The sequence below is a fragment of the Mobiluncus mulieris genome (assembly GCF_014204735.1).
Lineage (GTDB): Bacteria > Actinomycetota > Actinomycetes > Actinomycetales > Actinomycetaceae > Mobiluncus > Mobiluncus mulieris.
Genome location: NZ_JACHMA010000001.1, coordinates 524033 through 549508 on the forward strand (window position 1 = coordinate 524033; position 25476 = coordinate 549508).

Consider the following 25476-nt stretch of genomic DNA (forward strand, 5'->3'; position numbering starts at 1 on the left):
CCTTTGGAGGGTCCTGAAATTACGGCTGCCGAGGCAGTTATTGACAATGGAAAATTTGGGAAGCGTGTATTGCGCTTCGAAACTGGCTTGCTGGCACGCCAAGCTGCCGGTTCGGCGATGGTGACCTTGGATGGGGAAACTGTGGTGTTCGCCGCAACCACTGTGGGTAAGCAGCCCAAAGACCAGTTTGATTTCTTTCCTTTGACAGTTGATGTCGAGGAGAAACAGTATGCGGCGGGTCGGATTCCCGGTTCGTTCTTCCGTCGTGAGGGGCGTCCCGGCACGGAGTCGATTTTAGCGGCGCGTCTAATTGACCGCCCACTGCGCCCTGCGTTTGTGAAGGGGCTGCGCAATGAAGTTCAGGTTGTAGACACCGTTATGGCGATTCATCCCGACGAGGCCTATGATGTGGTGGCTATTAACGCTTCATCCATGTCTACCCAGTTAGCTGGCTTGCCTTTCTCCGGGCCGATTGGTGGTACCCGCCTGAGCCTGATTGACGGGCAGTGGGTGGCTTTCCCGACCTATCCCCAGATGGAACAGGCGACATTTAACATGGTGGTAGCCGGTCGCGTAGTTGGCGAGGACGTGGCTATCATGATGGTAGAAGCTGGTGGTGGTGACAACGCCTGGGAGCTGATTCAGGCCGGTCAGCAGGCGCCAACCGAGGAAGTCGTGGCTGGTGCCTTGGAAGCCGCGAAACCAGTAATTCGCGAACTGTGCCGCGCTCAGTCTGAGGTGGCCGCAAAGGCAGCGAAAGAAACCGCAGAATACCCGTTGTTCCCAGACTACGAGGATAACCACTTCGAGGCGATGAAAGCCGAAGTTGAGGCGGATTTGTCCGAGGCAATTCAAATTGCCGACAAGCAGACCCGCGAAAACCGGGAAACTGAGATTCGTGATGCGGCTATCGAAAAATTGACCGTGGAAGGTGGCGAGTTCGAGGAGCAAGAAAAGGAACTTAAGGCTGCTTTCAAGGCTTTGGAAAAGAAACTGGTGCGTGCCCGGGTACTGCACGAGGGCAAGCGGATTGACGGACGTGGTTGCAAGGATATTCGTTCCTTAGCTGCTGAAGTAGAGGTGCTGCCGCGGGTTCACGGGTCGGCTTTGTTCCAGCGCGGGGAAACTCAAGTGTTGGGTGTGACCACGCTGAATATGTTGCGCATGGAACAACAGTTGGATAACTTGAGTCCGATTACCCACAAGCGTTATATGCACCAGTACAATTTCCCGCCCTATTGCACGGGTGAAACCGGGCGGGTGGGTTCGCCCAAACGTCGTGAAATCGGGCATGGACACCTGGCCGAGATGGCTTTGGTTCCAGTAATTCCCTCGCGCGAGGAGTTCCCCTACGCGATTCGCCAGGTCTCTGAGATTATGGGGTCCAATGGTTCGTCTTCGATGGGTTCGGTGTGCGCTTCTACTCTGTCGCTGTTGAATGCTGGAGTGCCGCTGCGGGCTCCTATCGCTGGTATCGCCATGGGGCTCATGAGTGAACCAGGAGAGGACGGCCAGACACACTTCGCGACCTTGACTGATATCCTGGGTGCTGAGGATGCCTTTGGCGACATGGACTTTAAAGTCGCTGGAACCAAAGAATTCATCACTGCCTTGCAGTTGGATACGAAGTTGGACGGGATTCCTTCCGATGTGCTGGTGGGAGCCTTGGGTCAGGCGCGTGATGCCCGTTTGAAGATTCTGGATGTGATGCACGCCGCGATTGATACACCTGACGAGCTGGCACCAACCGCGCCGCGAATTATTACGGTTAATATTCCGGTGGACAAGATTGGTGAGGTTATCGGACCGAAAGGCAAGATGATTAACCAGATTCAAGAGGACACCGGCGCAGAGCTGACCATTGAGGATGACGGCACGGTGTATATCGGTGCTGATAATGGACCGGCGGCCGAGGCCGCTCGCGATGCAGTCAACGCCATCGCGAATCCCCAGATGCCAGAGGTAGGGGAGCGTTTCGTGGGGACAGTGGTGAAAACTACCACCTTCGGGGCGTTTATTTCCTTGACTCCCGGCAAGGACGGTTTGCTGCATATCTCTCAGATTCGCCGCCTGGTTGGTGGCAAGCGAGTTGAGAATGTCGAGGATGTCCTCCAGGTTGGACAGCAAGTCCAGGTTGAAATCGGTGAAATCGACCAGCGCGGTAAGCTCAGCTTGCTCGCGGTGGTGGACGATGAAGCAGCCACGACAGCAGATGAAAATTCCGGTGAATCTGGCGAAAATGAAGGCTGTGAGTCGCGTGAACCTCGCCGCGAACGCCGCGATTTGGGTGATCGTGATGGGGAACCTCGCCATCGGGAACGGGCGCGTCGTCGCACGCGCCGGGCGCATCCGGACGAGGATCGCGACTTTGGAGATATCCAGTACTAAATTCTTAGACTAGGGAATGTGGTTTCGGCCTGGCATCATGCCAGGCCGAAACCACTTAAGCTTATGTGGCAGGGTTGACTTTTGGTGGCTCTGTTTATCTGGATTTTCATCAGGTGCCGTTACAGTAAAAAGCCGAAAGAAAAATGGCACCTCATGAACCCGCCGGCGAAAGCATGACTGGAAACTAAGCGCGACCGGGGCGCCTAGCGTAATGCCAGTAGCTTTTAAGACTCGAAAGTCGCTCGCGGTGGTAACGCAACCAACGAAGCCACGTCCGATCCTTTTCATACCACTGAGTGAAACCGTAGCCGCGCCGCAGGACTTCCAAAGCTTGCTGGCGGATAGCGGGGGGCGCATAGCGTTTCACCAGGAAAGGCGAAACATAGAGCCACATTTTCCCAGTTTCCGTATGCAGATGCGCCGGTTTGCTTCCGTCATCCAAACCTAGTAAATCGTCTATCAAATAGGTAATGAAATTGCAGCCCCCCAAATCCATGTGAAAAGAACTGCGGCCTTGGCGCAAATTAATTTCAAACACCTTGTACACCCCGTCGCGCGGGTCACGCTTCAAATCAAAATTAGCGAAACCGGTGTAGCCGATTTCTTCTAAGAAACGCTGGAACACGGGGTAAACCTCGGAACCATCGGTGGTATAAAGCGCATGATAATTTCCGATTTCTGCCGGTAACACCGCATCCAAGACACATTGCCCGAAACACATCATCCGGACTTGGCCACTGCGAGACACATAAGCATTCAACACCGCCATCTGGGCGCAATCACCAGGAATAAAATCCTGAGCCACCATCTTGCCGGTATATCCAGCGGCATAAATCCGGTGCAGGGCATCATTGAGTTCCCCAGAATTCTCGATACGATAGGCCTTCCTTTTACCCGCGAAATTCAGCCCCAGATAGGCGATGGAATCATTGGCCTTCAAAGCCACCGGAAAATCGAAGGGTAGCTGAACATCGCCGGCGGAAACCATCTTTTCGGTAATCACAAAAGTCTTGGGGTAAGCCAAGCCGTATTGCTCGCAAACTGAATAGAAATCCAACTTGTTTTCCAAACGCTTTTGCAGTCCGGCATCGACAGCGCTGAAGAGAAACCCCCGCGATTCCAAGAGTTGTTTATTACGGGAAACCTGTTGGGCGTAGCTGTCCCCGCAGGGAATAATAATTTTCTTGACCTCAGGGTAGCGAACCGAAAGCTGCTCTAGAGTATCCAGCAGAACTTTGTCCTCACCCATGCGCAGATTGAGCACTCGGGTAAGAATTTTGGAATCGGAAGTGTAGCCCAACCCTCGTTTGCCCAGACAAACACTTTTTATGCCATAGTTTTCATAGATAGCTCGAGCCACGCCATAGGCGTTGTTGTCGGTACCCAGAATTAGGGGCAAAAAATCGAGAGCTTTACCTACTGATGTCACTCCTCAGATTATACACGTTGCCTAGTATTGTCAGTGAGACTGCCTAGGATAAAGTCCTTAGCTAGGAAGGGCTGGTAATGTATTCGTTCAGAAGATATCCGGTATAGGCACTAGATTCCAAGGAGACGCAGCTATGAATCGAACCGTGGGGGTGCTGGGGGGTCTGGGGCCACTGGCGACGGTGTATTTCTTGAAAACGGTTGTTGATTTTACCCAAGCCCAAAGCGACCAGGACAATGTGGATTTGATTATAACTCAGCATTCTTCCACCCCTGACCGAACCGCTGCCCTCCTGGACGGGGGCGAATCGCCCGCCCCGATTATGGCCGCAGATGCCCGAAAATTGCAGGACGCTGGAGCGGAATTCCTGGTGATTCCTTGCAATACCGCCACTAATTTTTTGCAGGCCGTGGTAGAGGCAGTAGACATTGAAGTAGTTAATATCGTGGCGGAAACCGTGGCCGAAATCGGCAGAAAAAACGCTGGCGGAATCAAACGAGTGGCAATTATGGCCACCGCAGGCACTATCGCCTCGGAAATATACCAGGAAACCCTGCAACTGGCTGGATACGAAGCCCTGGTGCCCTCGGCACAGTTACAAAAAGAGATTTCGGGAATTATCTATGGCTATGTGAAAGCCGGCCAACCCGTAAGTCGAGAGCTGTTTTTTGGAATTATCAATAAACTGCGCCAAAACGGGGCGGATGCGGTTATCTGTGGGTGCACGGAGCTCTCTGTGGTTTATAAGGACCTGCAGATAACCGACCCCACCATTGTGGACTCCCTAGCCACCCTGGCCAGGCTCACCGTGATTAAGGCCGGTAAACAACTGCGACCAGGATTGTGAAACCCGGAACTTCCCGTGAAACTCCGGTGTACTGGCGTGATTTACTTGCGGGCGGTGACGAAAGCGCCAAGCAGCAGCACCACACCGGCGGTGCCCAGCAGGGCTAAGTTGAGCTCCCACAGGTCGATTTTTGCGCCCAGGGCGATGGCGATAGCCGCCAGACCCACAACGATAAACACAATTGAAAAGGTCAAGTCCACTAGCCCCAGCTTTTCTTTCAATTGGGGTGTTGTTTTTGGTTTAGCCGTGTCGGGCATTTTGTCAGCTACCTTGCCATCCCCAAAGTCGAGGCTCGTGATTGGAGACGGGGCGGAGGCTTCCAAAGAATCGCGTGGAGTTTCGGCTGGCTCCTCATGCACCGCAGCAGCAGTGGGCATAACCCAGCCGGCGCTGGGTGGTGCAACGGAGTCGGCTTCCCCGGCGGGGGTAATACTAGGATTTTCAGTTTCGTTCATGATGGCATCCCTTCATCTGGGTCGGTGTCCTCAGTTTCATCGTTTTCCTCGGAATTATCTTGCTCCTCGGTTTCGGAATCGTCTCGGGATTCCGAAACCGTATCGTCTAAGTGGGGCTTTTTCGGCTGATAAGGCAGTGGAGCGCCGGTTTTCGGATTGAATAAGGTGTCTCCGGTTTTCCACTGTGAGCCGCCGGGCTGATAAAGGTCATTGAAACCATCGTTATTCTTATCCTCCCACGGTCCCAAGGCGCCGTCTTGTACCTCAGTTAGGGTCAAGGGCTTATGGGAATCCACTCTGGGGGCAATCTCTTTTGCCGGCAGGCCAGCTAAACGATCTGTCCGCGTGGCTATTCGGGCGGCTAAAACGGGGGGAAGTGCATTGCCATTGTCCAATTCTTGCCGCTGAGAGTTTTCATCCAACCAATAGTTGATTAGGAAATGCCCATCGGGCAGAACCTTACCATTCCACAGCACCTCGGAGGGACGCTCGTAAATAGACACCGTACAATCCACGCAGGTTACCGTAATCTCTTGCACATCGACTTTCCCCTGGGCGGCGGCGTTCTCTAAGAGGTAGGTTTTCCCTTTGGCAGCTTTAGCCCCCCAAATCACCTTTCTGGTTTCCACCTGCAACGCCCGGTCGGTGAACAGCACCCGCCGGGTGCCATCGGCACTCAAATACTGGGGTCGCTTTGTGTCAGTGCGAGCTTGTTGAAAGAAACCACGTTTAGGGTTGCCCGGTTCCGTCCACGAATTCATCGCCGAGAGCCGAATCTCGCCGGAAAACTGTTGCATTTTTACCCGCACCGGCTGGTCGGGATGGAGATAAATATTGATGATGCCACTGACGCTTTGCGCCTCTATCGGGTCGGTGTCTTTTTGCCCACGCAAATCGATATTGTAATTCGCATCTACTCCTTGCACGGAATCCCCGGGATACAGGGTCCTTTCATGGTCGTCCAAAACCGAGGGCAAGTTTTCCCAGCTCCAGTTTTTAGTCAGACCGCGCACCTCGGGGGCAATCTCGGCGGCGACTAATGACGGTACCAGCGCCAAAAACACCACCAATGGGGTGACCCAGGCTAGCCAGGAAGTGCGCCGGCGTCGCAAAGTCAACACCAGCATTCCGACCCCAAGCACAACCGTGATAGCCCCCGTATTGACCAGCCAATACTGTTCCGGGCGTGGCCAAAGCTGGAAATACTGGGCTAGATTGCCGGCGAAAATCACCAGTAGCACCAGACCCGCGATTGCCAGGTTAAAGGCTCGAGACGTCCCGGCCACCCGCCCCGGTCGCGGGGGAAGCGCTGCAACTGTCGTCGGTACCGGCGGGGCATAGCTAGGTTGGGTAAATTCAGGGGCGGTAGTCTCCGGCTGCGCCGCATTTGGGGCTGGCACCTCATGACCCCCCGCCACATAAGAAGTATAGGGAGCCGCTGGTGCCGCGCTGGCGGGGGAAACACCCTGCGGCAAGCCGAAGTCGCCACCAGCAAAGCCAGGGCTACCGGCGGAGGAAGTGCTGCCCACAAAGGTGCCCCCGGCGGGATTTGCGCTGGTGGGAACCGTGTTGGCGGGAACCGCCCCGGCACCAGGAGCGTAACCCGGCTGGTAAGGCGGGGTATTACGCTTGCTGGCTCCCACCACCGCACAAATAATGAAGGCCGGGATGGAAATCGGGGATATTCCCAAAACGCCCATAAAAGTCATGGTGAAAAGCGGGAATGCCGGGAAATTACCCAGAGAGTTAATCAGGATGACTTCGGCGATGGTACCCAACAGGGAACCGAAACCAACCAGCAGCCCTACCGTCCAAGCCTGGTTGTATTTGCGCCGGTAAAACAGCATACATACCCAAATCGTGGCGCAAATAACGATGCTGCCCGCAGCTATAAATGCCAAGAAGATAAAGATGGCAGGTATCGCACCGGAATCAAAGTATTCGCTCAGGTGGGAAACCCATCCGAATCCTCCGAAAACCCACGCTAAGGGGGTAATGCCGAAAGGCTGCGTAAACACGTTGATTTCGGGAAAAACCCGGAAAAATCCCAGCACAGCCAACAGAATCGGGAAGGCCATTATCGGCTGGGCTTGCCCGTATCTAGCGTCTTCGAACAGGGTGCGGCCGGTGGTTTTCTCGGGCAACAGCAGCCAGGCCAGGCCGTAGGCCAACATGCCGAGGCCGGTAAAGAGTATCAGCACTACGGCGATGCCTCGCACTATTATCGGGTCGATACCCATTTTTTCGGCGAGTCCGGCGCATACGCCGCCGGCGACCTTGTTGGTCTCGAGGCGCTTCCAGGTGGCAGCCCGCAGCCGGTCAAAGAATCCCAGGCGGGGCGGCGGGACTTGGTGGTTTCCGCTCGCGAAGGTGTCGGTGGGGATGTCTGTGTTGGGAGCCTCGGCCGCGCCGGAGCTGTCGGGCGGGTTGGCGGCGCCGTCGGTCGCGCTGGTCGTGTTCGTTGCGTCGGCGGGGTTGCTTTCGGTTTCATGAGGTGCTGGCTCGGCACGAGGCGCACCATTAGCGGCGTCAGGCGCAGACTCAGTGGCATCGGGCAGGGAATTCGCGGCATTATTTTCATCCATGTTTCTATTCTTTACCGGATTCCAGACTGAAACCATAAGGGGTTCCCCTGGTTGTACCCTGAGTTATCCCCGAAGCCGATTTTTTCGCTCCCAGGCTCGTGGCACACTAAATACATGAGTGAAAAATCCTGGCCGCCAACCGCCAATCCCGCCGCTGGGCAGAGCGCGGCGCGTCTGCCACTGTGCCGTCCCCAAGCGAATGATGGAGCCACCCGCAGTCAAGGAAGGATTTTGGCTGGGGTAGCCGCCGGACTAGCCGCTCATCTGCGGATAAACCCCTGGATATTGCGGGCGATTTTCGTGTTGTCCAGTCCTTTCATAGGAGTGGGAATCCTGCTCTATTTGTGGTTTTGGGTTTTTGTGCCGCCAGGAAACCCTTGGGCGCATCAGGCCTTGCCTGCCGACGAATCCCGGCTGGCCGAGCCGCTACGCCTGGCTCATTCCACGCGTAAATCCGAGAAAAACCCCTACCTGGCTATTATGCCGGTGGTGCTATTGGCGCTGGGCTTGATTGTTTTAGCGATAGTGGGTGCCTGGGAAGGACCGGAAGCTTTAACGCGAGGGCGCCCCGCGATGGTGGCGATTTTGGTGATGGGCGGGGTGTCCATGATTTGGGCGGGAGCCTCGAAACAGGACGGTTCGCGCCTGGAACTTTCACGCTTCCTGTTGTTGGCAGGCCCCGGTGTAATCGCCGTGGTACTCGGGGTCATGGTATGGGTCGGTGGCACCCTGTCTTGGAAGGACGCCCTCAAAGGCGGGGCGATGACCTTGGTCGTGATTGCCTTGCTGAGCCTAGCGGGGCTGCCCTTGTGGGCACGGTTTTGGAACGATTTCAAGACCAGCCTAGCGGAACAAACCCGGCAAACCCTGCGCGCCGATATGGCGGCTCACCTGCATGACTCCGTGTTGCAAACTCTGGCATTAATCCGCGCCCGGGCACACAACCCCGCCGAAGTAGCGCAACTGGCTCGCGCCGAGGAACGCCAACTGCGTGCCTGGCTCTATGAAGACCGCCCGGATGTCAGCCAATCCCTGGTGCAGGTTATTAAAGACATAATCGGCGAGATCGAGGATCGCTATGGAGTGGTTTTTGAAACCGTGACAGTGGGGGATGCCCCGCCAGGGGCGTGGTCGGATTCATTAGTGGCAGCCACTCGGGAAGCCTTAAACAACGCCGCGCAACACGCTGCCCCCGCGTTTTCGGTGTATCTTGAAATCGGTGCGGACACCGCCAATTGCTTCGTGCGTGACCATGGGACGGGCTTCCAGGTGGATGATATTCCCGAAGGACACCATGGTGTGAAAGAATCGATTATCGAGCGTCTGGAACGACACGGGGGACACGCCAAAATCCGCAGCAACGAAAACGGCACCGAGGTACAGATGGAAGTGAAACGACAATGAGTCAAAATCCAGAAACGACAGACGGCATCCAGCAGCCGGTGACGGTGTTGGTGATTGACGACCATGGCCTGTTTCGAGCCGGGGTATGTTCTGAGCTGGCTAAATATCCCCAACAAGTGCAGATAGTGGGGGAAGCGGCCACCGTAGAAGAAGCCATTGCGGCGGTGACCAAGATTAAACCCCAGGTGGCCTTGCTGGATGTGCACCTACCCGGTGGACACGGCGGTGGGGGCGCGGAAGTTGCCGCCGCCCCGGGAAACGAAGCCACCAAGTTCTTGGCACTTTCGGTCTCGGACGCCGCCGAAGACGTGGTGGCGGTAATCCGTGCCGGGGCACGCGGATATGTCACCAAAACCATTTCCACCCCAGACTTGGTTGACTCGATTATTCGGGTGGCCGAGGGGGATGCGGCTTTTTCCCCGCGACTGGCGGGTTTCGTCCTGGATGCCTTTGGGGCCACTCGTTCCGAGATTGTCGAAACCGACAACGAGCTCGACTCGCTGACCAGCCGCGAATTCGAGGTAATGCGTCTGATAGCTCGCGGTTACGCTTATAAGGAAATTGCCTCGGAGCTGTATATTTCAGTGAAAACTGTGGAAAGTCATGTCTCGGCGGTGCTGCGCAAACTCCAGCTTTCCAACCGCTATGAGCTCTCCCGCTGGGCGGCGGAACGCCGAATCAACTGAGTACGGATTCAGGTTTAACGGGGTGGCGAAAACAGTCTAGGATTGATTGGGGAGTTTTAGAAAGGAAATAATGGCATCCGTATTCGCGGTTACATCGGATCAAATTGCAAGCGTTAAACAGGGGGTAAACCGCAGTGAATGACCTTTTTTCGGCTTTGTCACTTTCCGGATCCAGGGGGGCTAGCATTCCCAACAGTGCGGCGCTGCCCGGATCCTCCACTCATGAACCCCCACTAAACCCCACTGAAACCGCCCCAAACCTCGAGACCTGGCGAGAGGAAAGAATCACCGCCATCACCAAAGGCTTAAACCCCGCCCAATACCAGGCGGTGACGCATCCGGGCGGGGCACTTTTGGTGATGGCCGGGGCGGGATCGGGGAAAACCCGCGTGCTGACCCGCCGGATTGCCTGGCTGTTGGCCACCGGGCGGGTTCGCCCCTGGGAGATTCTAGCGATTACATTTACCAATAAGGCCGCTGGCGAGATGCGCGAACGCGTGGAAACCCTGGTGGGTAACGCCGCGAAATACATGTGGGTTTCTACGTTCCACTCCTCTTGTGTGCGGATTTTGCGCGCCGAGGCCGAAACCTTGGGTATTACCCGCTCGTTTTCTATCTATGACACGGCCGACACGAAAGCCCTGTTGACCCGGATTATCAAAGGGCGAGGGCTCGACCCGAAACGCTTCACTCCGAAGTCTTTCGCGGCTAGGATATCGAACGCGAAGAACGAATTGGTGGAGCCGGCCACATTTGCCGAGATGGCCGCGCCCGACAAGATTTCACAACTCACGGCCGAGATTTACGCGGAATACCAGCAACTGCTTCGACGCGCCAATGCGTTTGACTTTGACGATTTGATTGCCGAAGTGGTCTATCTGTGGCGACGCCACCCCGAAATCCTCGCTAAATACCGTGATAAATTCCGATACGTCCTGGTTGACGAGTACCAGGACACCAATCCGGCGCAATACCAGCTGGTACGTTTGTTGGCTCGCGACCCGTTGGGAGACCCGCGCTTGGACGGGGCGCTGGGGGCACATCCCGGGGCTGGACTGACCGTAGTGGGGGATTCCGACCAGTCGATTTACGCCTTTCGAGGAGCCACCATCCGCAACATCGAGGAATTCGAGCAAGATTTCCCCGGTGCCACCACTGTGTACCTGGAACAAAACTATCGCTCCACCGGGACGATTCTTTCGGTGGCGAACGCGATTATTTCCGAGAATTCCGGGCGACATAAGAAGAACCTGTGGACCGAGGCCGGGGACGGTCCCAAAGCGATTATGTTCGCCGCCGACACCGAACGAGACGAAGCCGCGTTTATTATCCGCGAAATCCGCGATGCCCACACGGCGGGCACCCCTTGGGATGAATTCGCGGTGTTTTACCGTACGAATTCCCAGTCACGCGCCCTGGAAGAAATGTTGACTCGGGAAAACGTGCCCTACCGGGTGGTGGGGGGTACCAAGTTCTATGACCGTAAGGAAATCAAAGATGCCATCGCGTATCTGACAGCGGCGGCGAATCCGGCCGATGACGGAAACCTACTTAGAATCCTCAACGAGCCCAAACGTGGACTCGGGGACGTGGCGCAAACCAAAATCCGCGAGGCCGCACGCCTTTCCGGCACGTCTTTCGGTCAGGCCATGCGCGGGTTTATAACGGGTGGGGTTCATGAGGGGCAACTCTCGGCCAAAGCCACCACCGCGTTGGCGAGCCTAGTGAATCTCTTGGATAACCTGCGGGGCCTGGACGAAGCCGGGGCTCCACTGGATGAAATCCTCGGTACCGCCCTAGAGGACAGCGGCTATCTGCCGAAGCTACGCGCTTCCAATAACCCCCAAGACGATGCGCGGATTGAAAACCTGCTGGAACTACACGCCGTGGCCGAAGAATTTTCTTTGTCGGAACCGGACTCGAGGCTCGCGGATTTCTTGGAAAGAATCTCGCTGGTGGCGGATACGGATCAGCTGCCCGACCAAGGTTCCAAGGAAGTGGCTGCTAAGGAAATGGCGCCTCGTGAACCCGAAACCAACGTAAGCGAGGCATCGGGCGACCACCCCAACCCCGCCCCCGAAACCAAACCCGAGGTCACCTTGATGACGGTACACACCGCGAAAGGACTCGAATTCAACACCGTGTTCGTCACCGGCATGGAAGACGGGCTGTTCCCACACTCCCGTTCCCTCGACGACCCCGAGGCCATCGAAGAGGAACGCCGTTTGGCCTACGTGGCGGTCACCCGAGCCCGTCGGCAGCTGTACCTCACGCGAGCGGCGGCTAGGACGGTATTTGGGGACACCATGAATATGCCGGCCTCGCGGTTTTTGAACGATATTCCGGCGCAGTACGTGGATAATCGGCGGGAACTGACCGATATGGATCTTTATGGCGGTTTGGCTTCGCGCGGTGTTGCTGCGGAGGACAGCTACGGGTACGGGTCGCGTCGCTCCGCCGGCTATGCTTCCGGTTTCGCGCCTTCGGGACGTGGTTTGGGCTATGGCGGTTATTCTGGTGGGTTTTCCCGCAAAAAGATTTCCGCCCGCCGGGATGGTCACGATTCCGATACCGCTCGCTTTACGAACTCGATTACCACCGCGCGTTCGCTGCGTGAATCCGGCGAGTCTAGCCAACCCAAGAAAAGCGCTAAACCCAAGGCGGCCGCCGAAATCCCGGCGCTACACGTCGGTCAGCAAGTCCACCACGACATTTACGGGGACGGCAAGGTGCTCGGACTCGAAGGCGAAGGCACGGGCGCTATTGCCCGGGTCAAGTTCAAGACCGGCGCCACCAAGCGTTTGCTGCTCAAGTTTGCGCCGCTCACCCCGCAGTAGCCTTCAGTCTTTGTGGTGTTTTTTCTTCTTTTTCTTTGACTTGCGTTCCGGGTCTACGGGAGTATCCGGCAAGACAAAGGGGGATTCGCCGCGTCGCACCAGGGCGACAACCTCGGCGGCATGGTCGGGCACATACTGCGAAGTCGCCAGGGGTGGGCGCACATAACCGGTGGAAGGTGGGCGGTCGGGCAGTCGAATCGGCGTGCTTTCGTCGGTCATATCCGTATATGGGATGGAACCCAAGAAATGCGAAATCATGTTCAGCCGCGCGGCTTTCTTGGAATCCGAGGGTACATGGTACCACGGGCAGGTTGTCGTATCGGTGTGTACCAGCATCTCATCCTTGGCGCGTGAATAATCCTCCCAGCGACTGATGGATTCCAAATCCATAGGGGAAAGTTTCCACTGGCGCAAGGGGTCGTTCAAGCGACGTTGGAACCGGTCGTATTGTTCCTTGTCTGAGACGCTGAACCAGTATTTGCGCAGGTAGATTCCGTCTTCTACCAGCATTCGTTCAAAGGTGGGGCATTGTTGCATGAACTGTTTGACCTGGCTGGGGGTGGCGAAACCCATGACTTTTTCCACCCCGGCGCGGTTGTACCAAGACCGGTCGAAAATCACGATTTCCCCGGCTGCGGGCAGATGGGAGATATAGCGCTGGAAATACCATTGGGTTTTTTCCCTTTCGGTGGGGGTGGGGAGGGCTACCACGCGAGCCACCCGTGGGGAAAGGTATTCGGTCAGGCGCTTGATTGTGCCACCTTTGCCAGCCGCGTCGCGTCCTTCGAAGATTACGACGATGCGGGCTCCGGTGGTTTTCACCCAGCGCTGCAACTTCGCCAGTTCGGTTTGCAGCCGGTACATCTCGGTTTCGTAAATCTTGTTGGGAACCTTGGTGTAGCGCAGTTCGGGGTCGGTTGCGCTGTGGTCGTGGTTCATGAGTTGCTCCTTTGCATGTTTGGCTAAGCGCTTCCTTTCCAGGATATCCCGAAATATGTCGAGGCATGCGAAAAATCTGTGACAAAATGAAGCAGTTCGACGAGACATGAGTTACACTAAAGGTAATCTCTCGATGTCGAGATAAATACACGAGGAAGGAAAAGCGTGGATCTGTATGAATATCAAGCAAAAGGTCTGTTCGCCAAGAATGGAGTCCCGGTGCAGCGCGGAATCGTTGCCAGTACTCCGGCGGAAGCTTCGGCGGCATACCGGGAGCTGGGTGCCGAGTTGGCGGTGGTGAAAGCCCAGGTGAAGACCGGGGGACGTGGCAAAGCCGGAGGGGTGAAACTGGCTCGCAGCGCGGGCGAGGCCGAAACCATGGCGCAAAATATTTTGGGGATGGACATTAAAGGCCATCCGGTACATCGCGTCCTGATAGCTGAGGGGGTGGATATCGAACGGGAGTTTTACTTCTCTATCCTGCTCGACCGGGCTAACCGCCAAAATCTTGCCATGTGTTCGGTGGAAGGAGGGATGGAAATCGAGCGTTTGGCCAAGGAAAAACCCGAAGCCTTGGCGAAAGTGCCGATTCCCCGCACTGGCATGGACGAAACCTTAGCCACGGAGATTACCCAGCAAGCCGGCTTTGACCCGGAAACCGGATCGAAAGTTGTCCCGGTCATTTTGAAACTGTGGCAGACCTATGTTGACGAGGACGCCACTTTGGTAGAGGTAAACCCCTTGGTGCAAACCCCGGCCGGAGACATTATTGCGCTCGATGCCAAGGTGACCTTGGATGATAATGCCCGCTACCGCCACCCGGAACACTCCGAACTGGTTGACCAAAAAGACGCCGATCAACGCGAGCTAAAAGCCCAAGAAGCCGGGTTGAACTACGTGCGCCTCGATGGGCAAGTCGGGATTGTCGGTAATGGGGCGGGATTGGTTATGTCCACCCTGGATGTGGTGGCCTATGCCGGGGAAAAATACGGTACTCGACCCGCGAATTTCTTAGACATTGGCGGGGGTGCCTCGGCCGAAGTCATGGCTAAAGGCTTGGAAGTAATTCTCACTGACCCGCAAGTAAAATCCTGTTTCGTCAATGTGTTTGGGGGCATTACCGCCTGTGATGAAGTCGCGAAAGGCATTCTGGGTGCCTTAGAGATTTTGGGGGACAATGCCAGTAAGCCCCTCGTGGTACGTCTGGATGGCAACAAGGTGAGCGAGGGACGCGACATCCTCGGGACTGCTAACCACCCGCTGATTACCATGGTGCAAACCATGGACGAAGCGGCCGACAAAGCCGCCGAACTGGCCGCAAAGTAAGGGAAAGGGGAACGTAAATGTCGATTTTTCTAAACGAAAACTCCAAGATTATTGTCCAGGGCATGACCGGCTCAGAGGGGCGTAAACACACCACGCGTATGTTGGCCTATGGCACCAAGATTGTGGCGGGCACAAACCCTAAAAAAGCCGGCACCAGTATCGATTTCGATATCACCCCCTATGGGCCACTGGCTGACCAGCTTCAGGGCGGTACCGTTAGCATCCCAGTTTATGGCACTGTAGCCGAAGCAAAGGCCGCGACCGGTGCGAATACCTCGGTAATCTTCGTGCCCCCAGTTGCCGCCAAGGGGGCGATTCTTGAAGCCGTGGATGCGGGACTGGATTTGGTGGTGGTCATCACCGAGCATATTCCGGTACAAGACGCGAACTTCGCCTTGGCCTATGCCCGGGAACGCGGGGTGCGGGTTATCGGGCCGAACTGTCCGGGAATTATCAGTCCCGGTAAGTCAAATGTGGGAATTACCCCCGGGGATATCACCCCGCGCGGGCATCTCGGTTTGGTGTCGAAATCTGGAACCTTGACCTACCAGATGATGTATGAACTGCGCGATTTGGGCTTTACCACCTGTATCGGGATTGGCGGCGACCCGATTATCGGTACCACGCATATTGACGCGCTCGCGGCCTTCGAGCAAGATCCGGAAACCAAGTTAATTGTGATGATTGGTGAAATCGGGGGAGATGCCGAGGAACGCGCGGCCGCCTACATCAAGGAACACGTCACCAAGCCGGTGGTGGCCTACGTGGCGGGTTTCACCGCCCCGGAAGGCAAAACCATGGGACATGCCGGAGCGATTGTTTCGGGTTCTTCGGGGACAGCTGCGGCCAAAAAGGAAGCCCTAGAGGCGGTAGGGGTAAAGGTGGGTAAAACCCCTTCGGAAACCGCGCGGATTGCCCGCGAAATCATGAGCGCCCGCTAGCACTTCCTAACTTGTTCCAGCATACGCGGTTTTTAGCCGTTTTTGCGTGCCCTGCCAACTCCGGCGGGGCACGAGCCTTTATACTGGTAAAGATGGACATTAACGGGGGGAAACGTCGTCGGAAAGACACTCGTGATTTCCCGACTGTGCCCTCGCGGGGTTCGAAACGACCGGGCAGAATCAGCTCGCGAGGCGACTCGAGGCGTGCCTCTAACCTGGTTATCGGAGAGGATATTCCTTCCGATTCAAGCGGTTCAAATACGGCAGACAGCCAAACTCGCCTTTCTGCACCTGGCATATCGACCTCAATCCGCCAATGGCGTGCTTTATTCACTAAACCCGCTCGCCACGAACTTTTCCCCGCCGGAACCTGGCGTGCTTTATGGCTGGGCTTTCAGTCCTGGCTGGTTTTCTGGGCGCTGCTGGTGATGTTGGCGGTGGTTTCCTGGGTGTTCACCGCCAGTCAGCCGGCTATGGCGGCCACTACTTGGCGCGATGCTATGATGGTAGGAAATGGGGCTTTCGCTATGAGCTTCGGTGCTACTTTCACCGCTACCACCCTAAAGTTCTCGCTGGTGCCTTGGGGCTTAACCTGTCTGGTGGGGGTGTTGCTGACGGTCTCGCTGCGTGCCGCGAAACCGGCTAGTCCGTGGGCTTTACTGTGGGGGTTGTTGGCTTTCGTTTTGCCCGCCGGACTGTGTCTGGGCTGGGCTAGAACCCACTTGAGTGTGTGGACGGCTTTCGTGACGCTGGGAATTTTCGCGCTGGTGGTGTTCCTGGCGGTGGCACGCCGCTTGTCGTGGTGGAATTTGGGGGAGGTATTTCCTGGCGGTGAACCGTGGCCGTGGTTGGTGTTGACCGGGCGCCTGGTACGAGTCCTGAGTCGAATAACGCTGGGAGTTTCCGCTCTCGCATTGCTGGCTGGAGTCGTCTGCGGGTGGGGGGACATGACCCGTATTTGGGTCAGTCTGCATCCGGATTGGGTCGGTTCGGTGGCGCTGGCCTTCGGGGTTTTGGCGTATCTACCGACCTTGCTGGGGTGGACGGCGAGTTGGCTGGTGGGTTCGGGCTTCACGGTGGGTCAAAATACGGTGTTCTCGCCCGGTCAGGTCATCAGCGGCGATTTACCGCCGGTGCCGTTCCTCGCGTGGCTACCGCATACTCCTGTGGGCTGGTGGCCCGTCGCGATTCCGGTTATCGCGGGGATTCTTGGGGGGCTACTCATGAGTCGGCGTCATGAGGTGCCATTGAGTGACACGATGTTGTCTCTGGCTTTGATGCTGGCCATATTACTGGGGGGCGGGTTCGTAATAATTTCGGCGGTCAGCGGCAGTCTCGGGCCGGGTCGGCTCATTGCGGTTGGCCCCACTCCGGCCACGCTTTATGCGGGGGTGATTGCCTGGGGGGTACCTTTCGGTGCTACGCTGGTTTTGGCGCATCGACGCGTCGCGGTGGCAGCCACCCGGTTTTCCTACAGAATAACGGGAAAGAATGTGGATGCGCTGCCCACCACTGAACTGAACATGTGAAAACTTACCATCGGGTAAAATGTGGTGTGTAATTGTTTAAATATCGAGCAAAACTCAAAAGGAAGGCGAACCGTGAACGAATCAATCGAACGTGATAGTGCCACCCAAGTCCCGATTAAGCGGGCTCTGATTAGTGTCTGGGATAAAACCGGACTCGAAGAACTCGCGAAAGAACTGGTGGCTGCCGGCGTCGAGATTCTCTCTACCGGATCTACAGCGGCGAAAATTGCCGCAGCGGGACTGCCCGTCACCCCGGTCGAAGCTGTAACCGGGTTCCAGGAATGCTTCGAGGGGCGTGTCAAAACGCTGCATCCCAAAATCCATGGCGGGATTTTGGCCGATCGGCGCAAAACTGAACATGTGGCACAGATGAAGAAGCTGGGCATCGAACCCATTGACCTGGTGGTTTGTAATCTGTATCCCTTCGCCCAAACGGTGGCATCCGGAGCAAGTTTTGAAGAATGCGTGGAACAGATTGATATTGGCGGCCCGGCGATGGTGCGGGCGGCCGGCAAGAACCACGCTTCGGTGGCGGTGGTGACTTCCCCGGCAATCTACGAGAAAGTGATAGATGCCGCGAAGAACGGAGGTTTTGACCTGAGGGAACGGCGGATTCTCGCGGCGGAAGCCTTCGCGCATACCTCTGAGTATGACGCGGCGGTGGCCTCGTGGTTTGACGAACAACTGACGCGTTTCGCTCTGGAAGCCATGGGCATCGACCCTGATGACGACCAAGAACCCGAGGATTCCCCCCTGCCAGAGTGGCTGGAAATGTCTGGTGACCAGGTGAAAACCCTGCGTTACGGGGAAAACCCCCACCAAGCGGCCGCTTTGTACGTGGATATGAATCAGCTCACCACCGAGTTGGCGGATAATTCGGATGACTGTCCTTGTCCGGAATGTGCCCCGCACCCTGACCTGGATGATATCGAGGAATGCGATCGAGTCGGTGCCGACCCGCAAGCAGCGCCACTTCCGGGGATTGCCTATGCGATTCAGCTGCACGGCAAGGAAATGTCTTACAACAACTACTCCGATGGGGATGCGGCGATTCGCGCGGCCTATGACCACAAAGAACCGTGCGTGGCGATTATTAAACACTGCAACCCTTGCGGAATAGCCATCGGTAAGGATGTAGTCGAGGCGCACCGCAAAGCCCATGCCTGCGACCCGGTTTCGGCCTTCGGTGGGGTTATCGCGGTGAATCGTCCGGTCAGCGTCGAACTGGCTGAACAGATTGTTCCGATTTTCACCGAGGTGGTTTTGGCTCCTTCCTTCGAGCCGGGAGCTGTAAAAGTCTTGGCGCGCAAAAAGAATATGCGGGTACTGCGAGTGACTCCGCCGGTGCGTGGCTCGCTAGAGATACACCAAATCAGTGGCGGCTACCTTGCCCAACAACGCGACGACGTGGATGCGCCGGGGGACTCTCGCGAAGGCTGGACCAAGATGTGTGGCCCGGACGTAGACGAAGCGACGATGCAGGATTTGGAGTTCGCCTGGAAAACTATTCGCGCCACCAAGTCTAATGCGATTCTGCTGGTTAAAAACGGTGCCACCGTGGGGGTCGGTATGGGGCAGGTTAACCGAGTGGATTCCTGCCGCCTGGCGGTGGAACGCGCCAATACCTTGGGGGGACGCGAAACCGGGGATGCGGCTGCGGGACAGCAAACCGATGTGGCCGGTGGGGCTCGCGCCGAGGACTTGGTAGTGGCTAATGCCCCGCAGCGGGCTCGCGGAGCCGTGGCCGCTTCGGATGCATTCTTTCCGTTCGCGGACGGACCGCAGCTTCTGATTGACGCGGGTGTGAAAGCCATCGTCCAACCCGGTGGTTCGATTCGTGATGATGAAACCATCGCGGCTTGCGAGGCGGCCGGAATCACCATGTACTCTACCGGGGTGCGTCACTTCTTCCACTAGGTATAGAGTTCATGAGGTGCTAGTCGGAATTGCAGGCGAAAATTGACAAACAAAGTGGAACCGGGGGAGTACTTCCCCCGGTTCCACCGGCATCCCTAAATCCCGGGGAGCCGCCAATCCTCCCGGATTACAAGCCACCGATACCCGCAGACTCCATCGTCTTGCCGATAACCCCGAAAACCTGGCGCAGCCTGGATTCGGTGCCTGAGCCACAACCCCAGGTGGCACCTCATGAAGACACCCCCCACCCCTTCGATGCCCACGCCCACTGGCAAGTGTGGGTGTTAGGCTTGGGCATCATCGCGGTGTTTGCGGCTGCGGTCGCGGGTTGGTGGCAAATTGCCAGCGGAGGACTGGTGGTGTTGATGCTGCTGGTAGTGTCCTGGCGGATTAGTAATCGCCGCTCCTGGATTCGGGCGCGTGGCACAGTGTTTGACGTGACGGTGTTGATTCTAGCCGGCGGATTGATTGCAACGCTAGTGGTGTACTTGACGCTCAGCCACTAGGGAAGGGCGATTTTAGAAATATGCGGCTTAAACCCGGATGGCACCTCGTGAAACGTGAACCGTTTCACGAGGTGCCACTGCAATTCCGGCTTAGTCGTGTGCCAAAGCCTCTACGGGACTGACTTTCGCGGCACTGCGGGCCGGCCACACCGAAGCCAGCACTGCCACCACCAAAACCACAGCGACCGCCCCCCAAGCCAGTCCAGGAACCACCAGTACCAGCGGGGCGTCGTCCTCGAACCCAATGGGCAGGGCATAAATCCCGGCCACAGCGTAACCTATCCCGGCCAACAGACCGATAACGACCCCACCGACACCCAGCAGGAATGCCTCGAAGGTCAACATCAGCCGCATCATCGACCGGGTCAGACCCAGGGCGCGCAGCAAACCGTTTTCGCGCCGCCGCTCTAACACGGACAAGCCCAGCGTGTTTGCCACCCCCACCAGGGACACCACCACCGATACTCCCAGCATCGCTACGGCACCCCACATGATGGCCTGCAACATCTCGGTGAACATGACGCGCATAAAAGCCTCACTTTCCAGTCGCAACTCGGGGTTTAGCGCCATCAGGTCGCTGGCGATTTGCTCCACCTCGGCAGAAGTTATGCCGTCCTTGATTTTGGCGTAAAACGCCTGAGTATAGGGTAGATTATCCGCGCTACGCAGTTTCGCGAGGTCAGCGGGATGCAGTTGTACAAAACTCAAGTTGCCACTTAGGGTTTTGAATTTGAGGGTCTTGTCCCCGCAGGTCACGGTGACGGTTTTACCCACCAGGTGTTTATCGAGATTGGGGATTACAATCTGACCCGGTTGCGGGTGGGTCAAGGGAGCGCGAGAAATATCGTCCGCCGCCACGTCTTCGGCCAGGAGCACTGTGGTGTTCGGCTCATAGGGGAAATAGTATTTATCGCTTGGCTTATTCAAGGTAACCTGGCCTTTCAAGGCCGGAACCGGCGCGACTTTCTCGATGTTTTTCACTTGCTCGGCGCGAGCGATAGTGTCCTCGGTCAAGGGAGCATCCACGGAATACAGCGTGAAATCCAGGGGTTTCTTGGTATTTATTGTGTATTGGGCGGTGGCTTCCATCGAGGCGGCTCCGGTGAGCATCATCACCACCAGGGTTACCCCCAAGGTCAGCGCCGCGCCGGTGGCGCCGGTGCGGCGAGGATTGCGCCGGGTATTTTCCGCTGCGAGCCGCCAAATCATAGCGTTTTTGGGGGAAAGCCGCCCCAAAGCGGCCGTGAGATAGGGCAGTACCACAGCGGTGAGCAGCAGCAGGCCGAGAAACGACAGCGCCCCACTAAACATAGCCAGCAGGAAAAACATTGTGGCCGCCGAATTATTGAAAGTGTCGCTGGTCTCGCCGGGATGCATGAGGTGATAGGACTGCATCGTGGCCCACACCATGATTGCCGTGCCGGCCAGGAACAGGAAAGCGCCACAGCCGGTTTTCACAATTCGGCGTTTTTGCACCACCGCATAGGGGTCTTCCTCGGCCAAAGCCTGCATCGGGGTGACCTTAGAGACTTGGCGTGCCGGGGCGTATCCGGCCAAAACTGAAATAATCAGGCCACTGAGGAAACAGGCTAGGAGCATTGGCCAGTCAATCACCCCGAAAGATTCGCCCCAGGTGCGAGTCAGGTCACTTTCGTGGTTTATTATCCCGGTGGCAAGGGTGCCGATGCCTATCCCCAACAGCGAGGAAATCGCTCCGACCAGCAGGGTTTCTTTCAAAAATAGACGACGCAGCTGTCCTTTGGTGGCTCCGACCGCGCGTAGCAGGGCGAGGGTGCGGCGCCGCCGTGTCAGCAGCACACTGTAGGTAACCGACACCACGATAATCGCGGTTACCCCGGCCAAGAGCGGGAACACCAACAGAATCACCAGCAGCCCGTTTCCGCCAATCATGCGATCTACCTGGTCAGAGAGATATTGGTTAAAGGTGGCGACATCGATTGCTTCGGTGGCGTGGTGTTTTGCGAGGAGATTGCGGATTTCGTTTAATGCTTGCGCCTGGGAAGCACCGCCGCCCAGTTCTCCGTTCGGGGAGGCCACGAGCAGCAAATTGCTGATTGGATTTTTCCCTTGCCACTCTTGCAGTCGCGCACTGGTGACATAAGAGGTCGGGAAAGCCCCCGGTAAAGCCTTGTAAATCCCCGCCACCGTGAAGTTTTGGGTCACGGTTTGCTCTGTTTTCGGGTCATAAGTTTCCACGTTTACCTGGTCTTGAATCCCAACTCCCAGGGTTTTCGCAATCGAAGCATCCAAGCCGATTTCTGTGTCCGCTTTGGGGCGAGTGCCTTTGGCTAGTTCGCCGGAATCAAAGCGTGGCTGGGCTAATCCCAGCACCTCGCTGTGGTTGGAATGGTTTTGCTTGCTGATTTGTGCGGCAAAACGGGAGCGGGTGAGGATTTCCCACTCCCGGTGAGCGACAGACAAATCCTTAGCCACCAGGTCGAGGGGACCGGGCTGGCCTTCCTTTACGTCCACAGAGCTATTGGGTTTAATACTGGCCACGATTTCGGCACCGGTCACATTGTGTGCCAGATTGTGCGCCATTTTCACTTTCATGCCGCCCGCGAGTCCCAGGCAGGTCAGCAAAAATGCTACTGCCAGGGCAATCGCCAGGGCGGTGGCCACGTAACTGGACTTCGCGGCTCGTAAATTCGCTGAGAGTAATCCGCGCATTTAGGCCACCTGCGCAATCTGGTCAGCACTGGGATGGGCGAGGTCGTGGACAATCTGGCCGTCTTTAACCACCAGCACCCGGTCGCCAATCGCCGCCGCTCGCCGGTCATGAGTCACCATCACCACGGTTTGCCCAAAGTCCTTTACGGCCTTGCCCAGCAGTCCCAAAACCTCCGCTGAGGAAACCGAATCCAAGTTACCCGTCGGCTCGTCGGCCACCAAGATTGCCGGTCGCGACAACAAGGCTCGCGCCACCGCTACGCGCTGCACCTGACCCCCGGAGAGCTCCCAGGGCTTGTGGCGCAGGCGCTGACCAAGATTCAAGGATTCGACAATAGCCTGGAACCAATCTGGGTCAACGGTTTTCCCGGCCAGACGCAGCGGCAGCTCGATATTTGCCCGCGCATCTAAGGTGGGCACCAGGTTAAAAGACTGGAACACGAAGCCAATCTGTTCGCGACGCCACTTCGTCAGTGGCTTGTCCGGCAAGCGTGTAATCTCGGTACCACCCACGGTAATAGTGCCGGAAGTAACCGCATCCAGCCCGGCTAAAACGTGCAGCAGCGTGGATTTACCCGACCCGGATGGTCCCATAATCACGGTGCATTCTTGAGCACGAATCCCCAGGTTCACGTGGTTCAACGCTGTGACGGCGTTTTGGCCCTTCCCATACACCTTGGTTACATCGGCCAGGGTCGCAATAGCGGAGCGGGGCGTTTCGGTCACATCGGGAGTTGGCATGGGCGCGGCGAATCCCGAAGGGCTAGCGTTGCTTGCCCCGAGCCCTGCTGGGTCGCCGATTGAGTTGCCGGCTGGGTTAGCGACGGGGCTGACTGGTGCGGTTGCGTTTAGGGGCGCGAAGCCGTTTTCATGAGGTGTTTGCGGGGTGGAAGCGTTCATTGGTAATTACTCCTTCGTTTGAATCAAGTAATTCCAGACTAAGCGCGCCGCATCGCGGCGCGCTATCGGGGACACCCCTGAAAAAACCCTAGGCATCCCTGAAACAAGGGACTGGCATGGTTTCCGATTGACGCTCAAAATCGGGGATGGCACCTCATGAAGCCGCCAAGATGGACACACGCAACCGACTGCGGCGAACCGCTACACAACATCCACCTGCAGGCCAGATTTCCGCATGGCCGCCACGATTTCCGGGGGAGTTTGTGCATCGGTGATAACAATGTCAAAGTCGGTCAAAGAGCCAATCTTGTAGAGCGCGGCTCGAGAGAACTTAGAGCAATCTGCCACTAGAATACGCTGGCGTGCGGCCGCAATCATCTGGCGTTTAGTGCGCGCTACGTTCTCTTGGGGGTGATAACAATACCCGTCGGTGATAGCGGAAACCGACATTATTAGCCAATCCACCTGCAACCGAGAAATCGAAGCCTCGGTCAACTCCCCGAAATACGCCTCGGCCCAACTCTCGTATTCGCCCCCTAACAGTAATAGCTTTACCCCTTCTTGCAGCCGCAACCTTTGCGCCACAAATTCGGCATTCGTCGCCACGGTAATTGGGCACAAATCCGCTAAATCCGAAATCAGTGGCACTGTAGAGGACGAGTCGTCAACCATAATTGACTGTCCCCGCCGCAGATAGCTACGTGCCCTGTCACTGAGGCGGTGCTTCAAATCCGATTTTGCACCCAGACGTACCGTTGCAGCGGCCTCACTCAGCGAAGTCTGGGCGGCTTGCACCTCGCCGCGTCGGAGCGTCACCAGCTGCAGATGCTCCAAATCCGCTATATCACGGTAAACCGTCATCGCGGACACCTGGAACATTTGAGCCAAGTCGTCAATGTGACAAGAACCTTCCCGAGTCACGACGGCGACTATTTTTCGTCGCCGTGACTCGGGATCTAGGTTCGTTACCGGCATTGCCACCTCTACAGTTTTCAAAAAGGGAATTACCTTCTAGAAAATACCATAGACAAAATTGACTTTTAAGGTTTCACGGGTAGCACCGCCTGGCCGACCACGCTCTTGACATCCTCGACTTTACCATCCAAAATCCGTACCACCGCTTGTAGCAATGGTAGTTTTTCAACCAGATTCGGGGCTTTTTGGGACACGAATTTCTGCGCCAAAGCAGCTGCCGGTACGCCTTCGACAGTTTGTTCCAAGCGAGCCATCTCGTCCAGAGCTTCTTGTGGATTCTCTCCGCGTCCCAGGCGTACCCCGTAGAACTTGTTACGTCCTGACAGGCCGGTGACCTCCAAATCTCCCACGCCCGCCAAGCCGAATGCGGTGGATTCCTTGGCACCTAATGCAGCCCCCAACAACGACATCTCACGCACCGCCTGAGAGAAAGTCGCGGCTTTCAGATTGTGATGTGGTACCCCGGTGGCTTCTTGTAAACCGTCAGCAATCCCCAGCGCGATGGCGTAAACATTCTTCATCGGAGCGCAAATCTCTACCCCAACTTCGTCGTCACTAGCTTCGATGGCATAGGTCTGGCTGCGTGCCTGCCGGGCATATCGCAGCGACACCTGTCCATCGCGGCACCCGAAAATCGTGGCGGTAGGTTCACGAGCGGCGCATTCATTGGCTTTCACCGGACCCGCAATCGCCACTATCGGAGGGAGCTGGTCGTAACCTTGTGTGGCAGCGATGCGGCGAATCGCGTCGGGCAGCAGTTGAATCTCGCCGTCTTCTTTGGCACAAAAGCCCTTGGAAGTTAGCCATAGAGCATCAGCCTTGACAATGCCAGGTAGTGCCAATTCGGTGACTTTCGCTACCCCCACCGAGGCGACAGACATGACCACCACATTCGCGCTGTCCAAGGCTTTTTCCAGTTCGTCGCTGCGGTAGAGCTTAACACCTTGCGCCAAGGGCTCGTTGGTACGGGGATGGTTTTTGCCTGCTTTGACCGCGTCTAACAGATGGTCGTCTAGCCAGGTGCCCCACAATCGCACCTCCCATCCGGCATCAATCATCGGGGTGCACAGCGCCGAACCCATGGCTCCGGCTCCTAAAATCGTTATTGTGGACATCAGTTT

Annotated in this window: 18 protein-coding genes; 10 read left to right on the plus strand and 8 right to left on the minus strand. The window is 56.7% G+C overall.

What is annotated here, in order from left to right:
• Positions 1-3 precede the first annotated feature (3 nt).
• The gene (locus F4555_RS02380; RefSeq protein WP_004015147.1) at positions 4-2388 is read left to right on the plus strand and encodes a polyribonucleotide nucleotidyltransferase; all 2385 of its coding nucleotides are present in this window, start codon (positions 4-6) and stop codon (positions 2386-2388) included.
• A 184-nt stretch (positions 2389-2572) separates the two neighbouring features.
• Here F4555_RS02380 and F4555_RS02385 read toward each other — a convergent pair whose 3' ends face one another.
• Positions 2573-3817: a carboxylate--amine ligase gene (locus F4555_RS02385; RefSeq protein ID WP_004012784.1), complete on the minus strand. Its 1245-nt coding sequence runs from the start codon at positions 3815-3817 to the stop codon at positions 2573-2575.
• A gap of 133 nt (positions 3818-3950) precedes the next feature.
• On the opposite strand from F4555_RS02385, the gene cuyB reads away from it, so the two are divergent.
• Entirely contained in the window at positions 3951-4664 is a 714-nt protein-coding gene (cuyB, locus tag F4555_RS02390) for a cysteate racemase (protein ID WP_115325494.1), read from the plus strand.
• 41 nt (positions 4665-4705) lie between these two features.
• Here the strand turns inward: cuyB and F4555_RS02395 are convergent, their stop codons facing one another.
• Positions 4706-5119 carry a hypothetical protein gene (locus tag F4555_RS02395; RefSeq protein WP_115325493.1) on the minus strand — a complete coding sequence of 138 codons (414 nt, stop codon included), beginning with the start codon at positions 5117-5119 and terminating at the stop codon, positions 4706-4708.
• Positions 5116-7704 carry a PspC domain-containing protein gene (locus tag F4555_RS02400; RefSeq protein ID WP_255312784.1) on the minus strand — a complete coding sequence of 863 codons (2589 nt, stop codon included), beginning with the start codon at positions 7702-7704 and terminating at the stop codon, positions 5116-5118. Before F4555_RS02400 ends, F4555_RS02395 begins: the two co-directional genes overlap by 4 nt.
• 114 nt (positions 7705-7818) lie before the next feature.
• Between F4555_RS02400 and F4555_RS02405 the strand changes: the two genes are divergently transcribed.
• The 3 genes from F4555_RS02405 to F4555_RS02415 all read left to right on the plus strand — a co-directional run bounded on the left by F4555_RS02405 (position 7819) and on the right by F4555_RS02415 (position 12631).
• Positions 7819-9108: an ATP-binding protein gene (locus F4555_RS02405; protein WP_115325491.1), complete on the plus strand. Its 1290-nt coding sequence runs from the start codon at positions 7819-7821 to the stop codon at positions 9106-9108.
• Positions 9105-9794, plus strand: coding sequence for a LuxR C-terminal-related transcriptional regulator (locus F4555_RS02410; RefSeq protein WP_004012777.1), 690 nt, complete (start codon positions 9105-9107; stop codon positions 9792-9794). The genes F4555_RS02405 and F4555_RS02410 overlap by 4 nt, the downstream gene beginning before the upstream one ends.
• A gap of 134 nt (positions 9795-9928) precedes the next feature.
• Positions 9929-12631, plus strand: coding sequence for an ATP-dependent helicase (locus F4555_RS02415; RefSeq protein ID WP_115325490.1), 2703 nt, complete (start codon positions 9929-9931; stop codon positions 12629-12631).
• Positions 12632-12634: 3 nt separating this feature from the next.
• Here F4555_RS02415 and ppk2 read toward each other — a convergent pair whose 3' ends face one another.
• Positions 12635-13570: a polyphosphate kinase 2 gene (ppk2, locus tag F4555_RS02420; protein WP_115325489.1), complete on the minus strand. Its 936-nt coding sequence runs from the start codon at positions 13568-13570 to the stop codon at positions 12635-12637.
• Between the two features lie 165 nt (positions 13571-13735).
• Here ppk2 and sucC point away from each other — a divergent pair, with 165 nt between their 5' ends.
• The 5 genes from sucC (at position 13736) to F4555_RS02445 (ending at position 19789) form a co-directional block, all read left to right on the plus strand.
• Positions 13736-14896 (plus strand): ADP-forming succinate--CoA ligase subunit beta, encoded by a 1161-nt coding sequence (gene sucC / locus F4555_RS02425; RefSeq protein ID WP_004017043.1) that lies wholly within the window; start codon positions 13736-13738, stop codon positions 14894-14896.
• A 17-nt stretch (positions 14897-14913) separates the two neighbouring features.
• On the plus strand, positions 14914-15837 hold the full coding sequence (gene sucD, locus F4555_RS02430) for a succinate--CoA ligase subunit alpha (RefSeq protein ID WP_115325488.1): 924 nt from the start codon (positions 14914-14916) through the stop codon (positions 15835-15837).
• Between the two features lie 92 nt (positions 15838-15929).
• The gene (locus F4555_RS02435; RefSeq protein ID WP_255312783.1) at positions 15930-17366 is read left to right on the plus strand and encodes a cell division protein PerM; all 1437 of its coding nucleotides are present in this window, start codon (positions 15930-15932) and stop codon (positions 17364-17366) included.
• A gap of 72 nt (positions 17367-17438) precedes the next feature.
• Positions 17439-19283, plus strand: a complete 1845-nt coding sequence (locus tag F4555_RS02440; RefSeq protein WP_004012771.1) for a bifunctional phosphoribosylaminoimidazolecarboxamide formyltransferase/inosine monophosphate cyclohydrolase — start codon at positions 17439-17441, stop codon at positions 19281-19283.
• Positions 19284-19312: 29 nt separating this feature from the next.
• Entirely contained in the window at positions 19313-19789 is a 477-nt protein-coding gene (locus F4555_RS02445) for a penicillin-binding protein (RefSeq protein WP_115325487.1), read from the plus strand.
• 90 nt (positions 19790-19879) lie between these two features.
• Here F4555_RS02445 and F4555_RS02450 read toward each other — a convergent pair whose 3' ends face one another.
• The 4 genes from F4555_RS02450 to F4555_RS02465 all read right to left on the minus strand — a co-directional run bounded on the left by F4555_RS02450 (position 19880) and on the right by F4555_RS02465 (position 25470).
• The gene (locus F4555_RS02450) at positions 19880-22480 is read right to left on the minus strand and encodes an FtsX-like permease family protein (RefSeq protein WP_004012769.1); all 2601 of its coding nucleotides are present in this window, start codon (positions 22478-22480) and stop codon (positions 19880-19882) included.
• Positions 22481-23380, minus strand: a complete 900-nt coding sequence (locus tag F4555_RS02455; protein WP_115325486.1) for an ABC transporter ATP-binding protein — start codon at positions 23378-23380, stop codon at positions 22481-22483.
• 201 nt (positions 23381-23581) lie between these two features.
• Positions 23582-24376, minus strand: a complete 795-nt coding sequence (locus F4555_RS02460) for a DeoR/GlpR family DNA-binding transcription regulator (protein ID WP_248613713.1) — start codon at positions 24374-24376, stop codon at positions 23582-23584.
• A 44-nt stretch (positions 24377-24420) separates the two neighbouring features.
• Positions 24421-25470, minus strand: a complete 1050-nt coding sequence (locus tag F4555_RS02465; RefSeq protein WP_004015133.1) for an NAD(P)H-dependent glycerol-3-phosphate dehydrogenase — start codon at positions 25468-25470, stop codon at positions 24421-24423.
• Positions 25471-25476: the final 6 nt, after the last annotated feature.

Bases quoted from the DNA above. Each gene is read 5' to 3' on its own strand.
- cuyB (WP_115325494.1), top strand. From the start codon at position 3,951: ATGAATCGAACCGTGGGGGTGCTGGGGGGTCTGGGGCCACTGGCGACG.
- F4555_RS02410 (WP_004012777.1), top strand. From the start codon at position 9,105: ATGAGTCAAAATCCAGAAACGACAGACGGCATCCAGCAGCCGGTGACG.
- sucD (WP_115325488.1), top strand. From the start codon at position 14,914: ATGTCGATTTTTCTAAACGAAAACTCCAAGATTATTGTCCAGGGCATG.
- F4555_RS02405 (WP_115325491.1), top strand. From the start codon at position 7,819: ATGAGTGAAAAATCCTGGCCGCCAACCGCCAATCCCGCCGCTGGGCAG.
- F4555_RS02465 (WP_004015133.1), bottom strand. From the start codon at position 25,470: ATGTCCACAATAACGATTTTAGGAGCCGGAGCCATGGGTTCGGCGCTG.
- F4555_RS02450 (WP_004012769.1), bottom strand. From the start codon at position 22,480: ATGCGCGGATTACTCTCAGCGAATTTACGAGCCGCGAAGTCCAGTTAC.
- F4555_RS02455 (WP_115325486.1), bottom strand. From the start codon at position 23,380: ATGAACGCTTCCACCCCGCAAACACCTCATGAAAACGGCTTCGCGCCC.
- F4555_RS02400 (WP_255312784.1), bottom strand. From the start codon at position 7,704: ATGGATGAAAATAATGCCGCGAATTCCCTGCCCGATGCCACTGAGTCT.
- F4555_RS02435 (WP_255312783.1), top strand. From the start codon at position 15,930: ATGGACATTAACGGGGGGAAACGTCGTCGGAAAGACACTCGTGATTTC.
- ppk2 (WP_115325489.1), bottom strand. From the start codon at position 13,570: ATGAACCACGACCACAGCGCAACCGACCCCGAACTGCGCTACACCAAG.
- F4555_RS02395 (WP_115325493.1), bottom strand. From the start codon at position 5,119: ATGAACGAAACTGAAAATCCTAGTATTACCCCCGCCGGGGAAGCCGAC.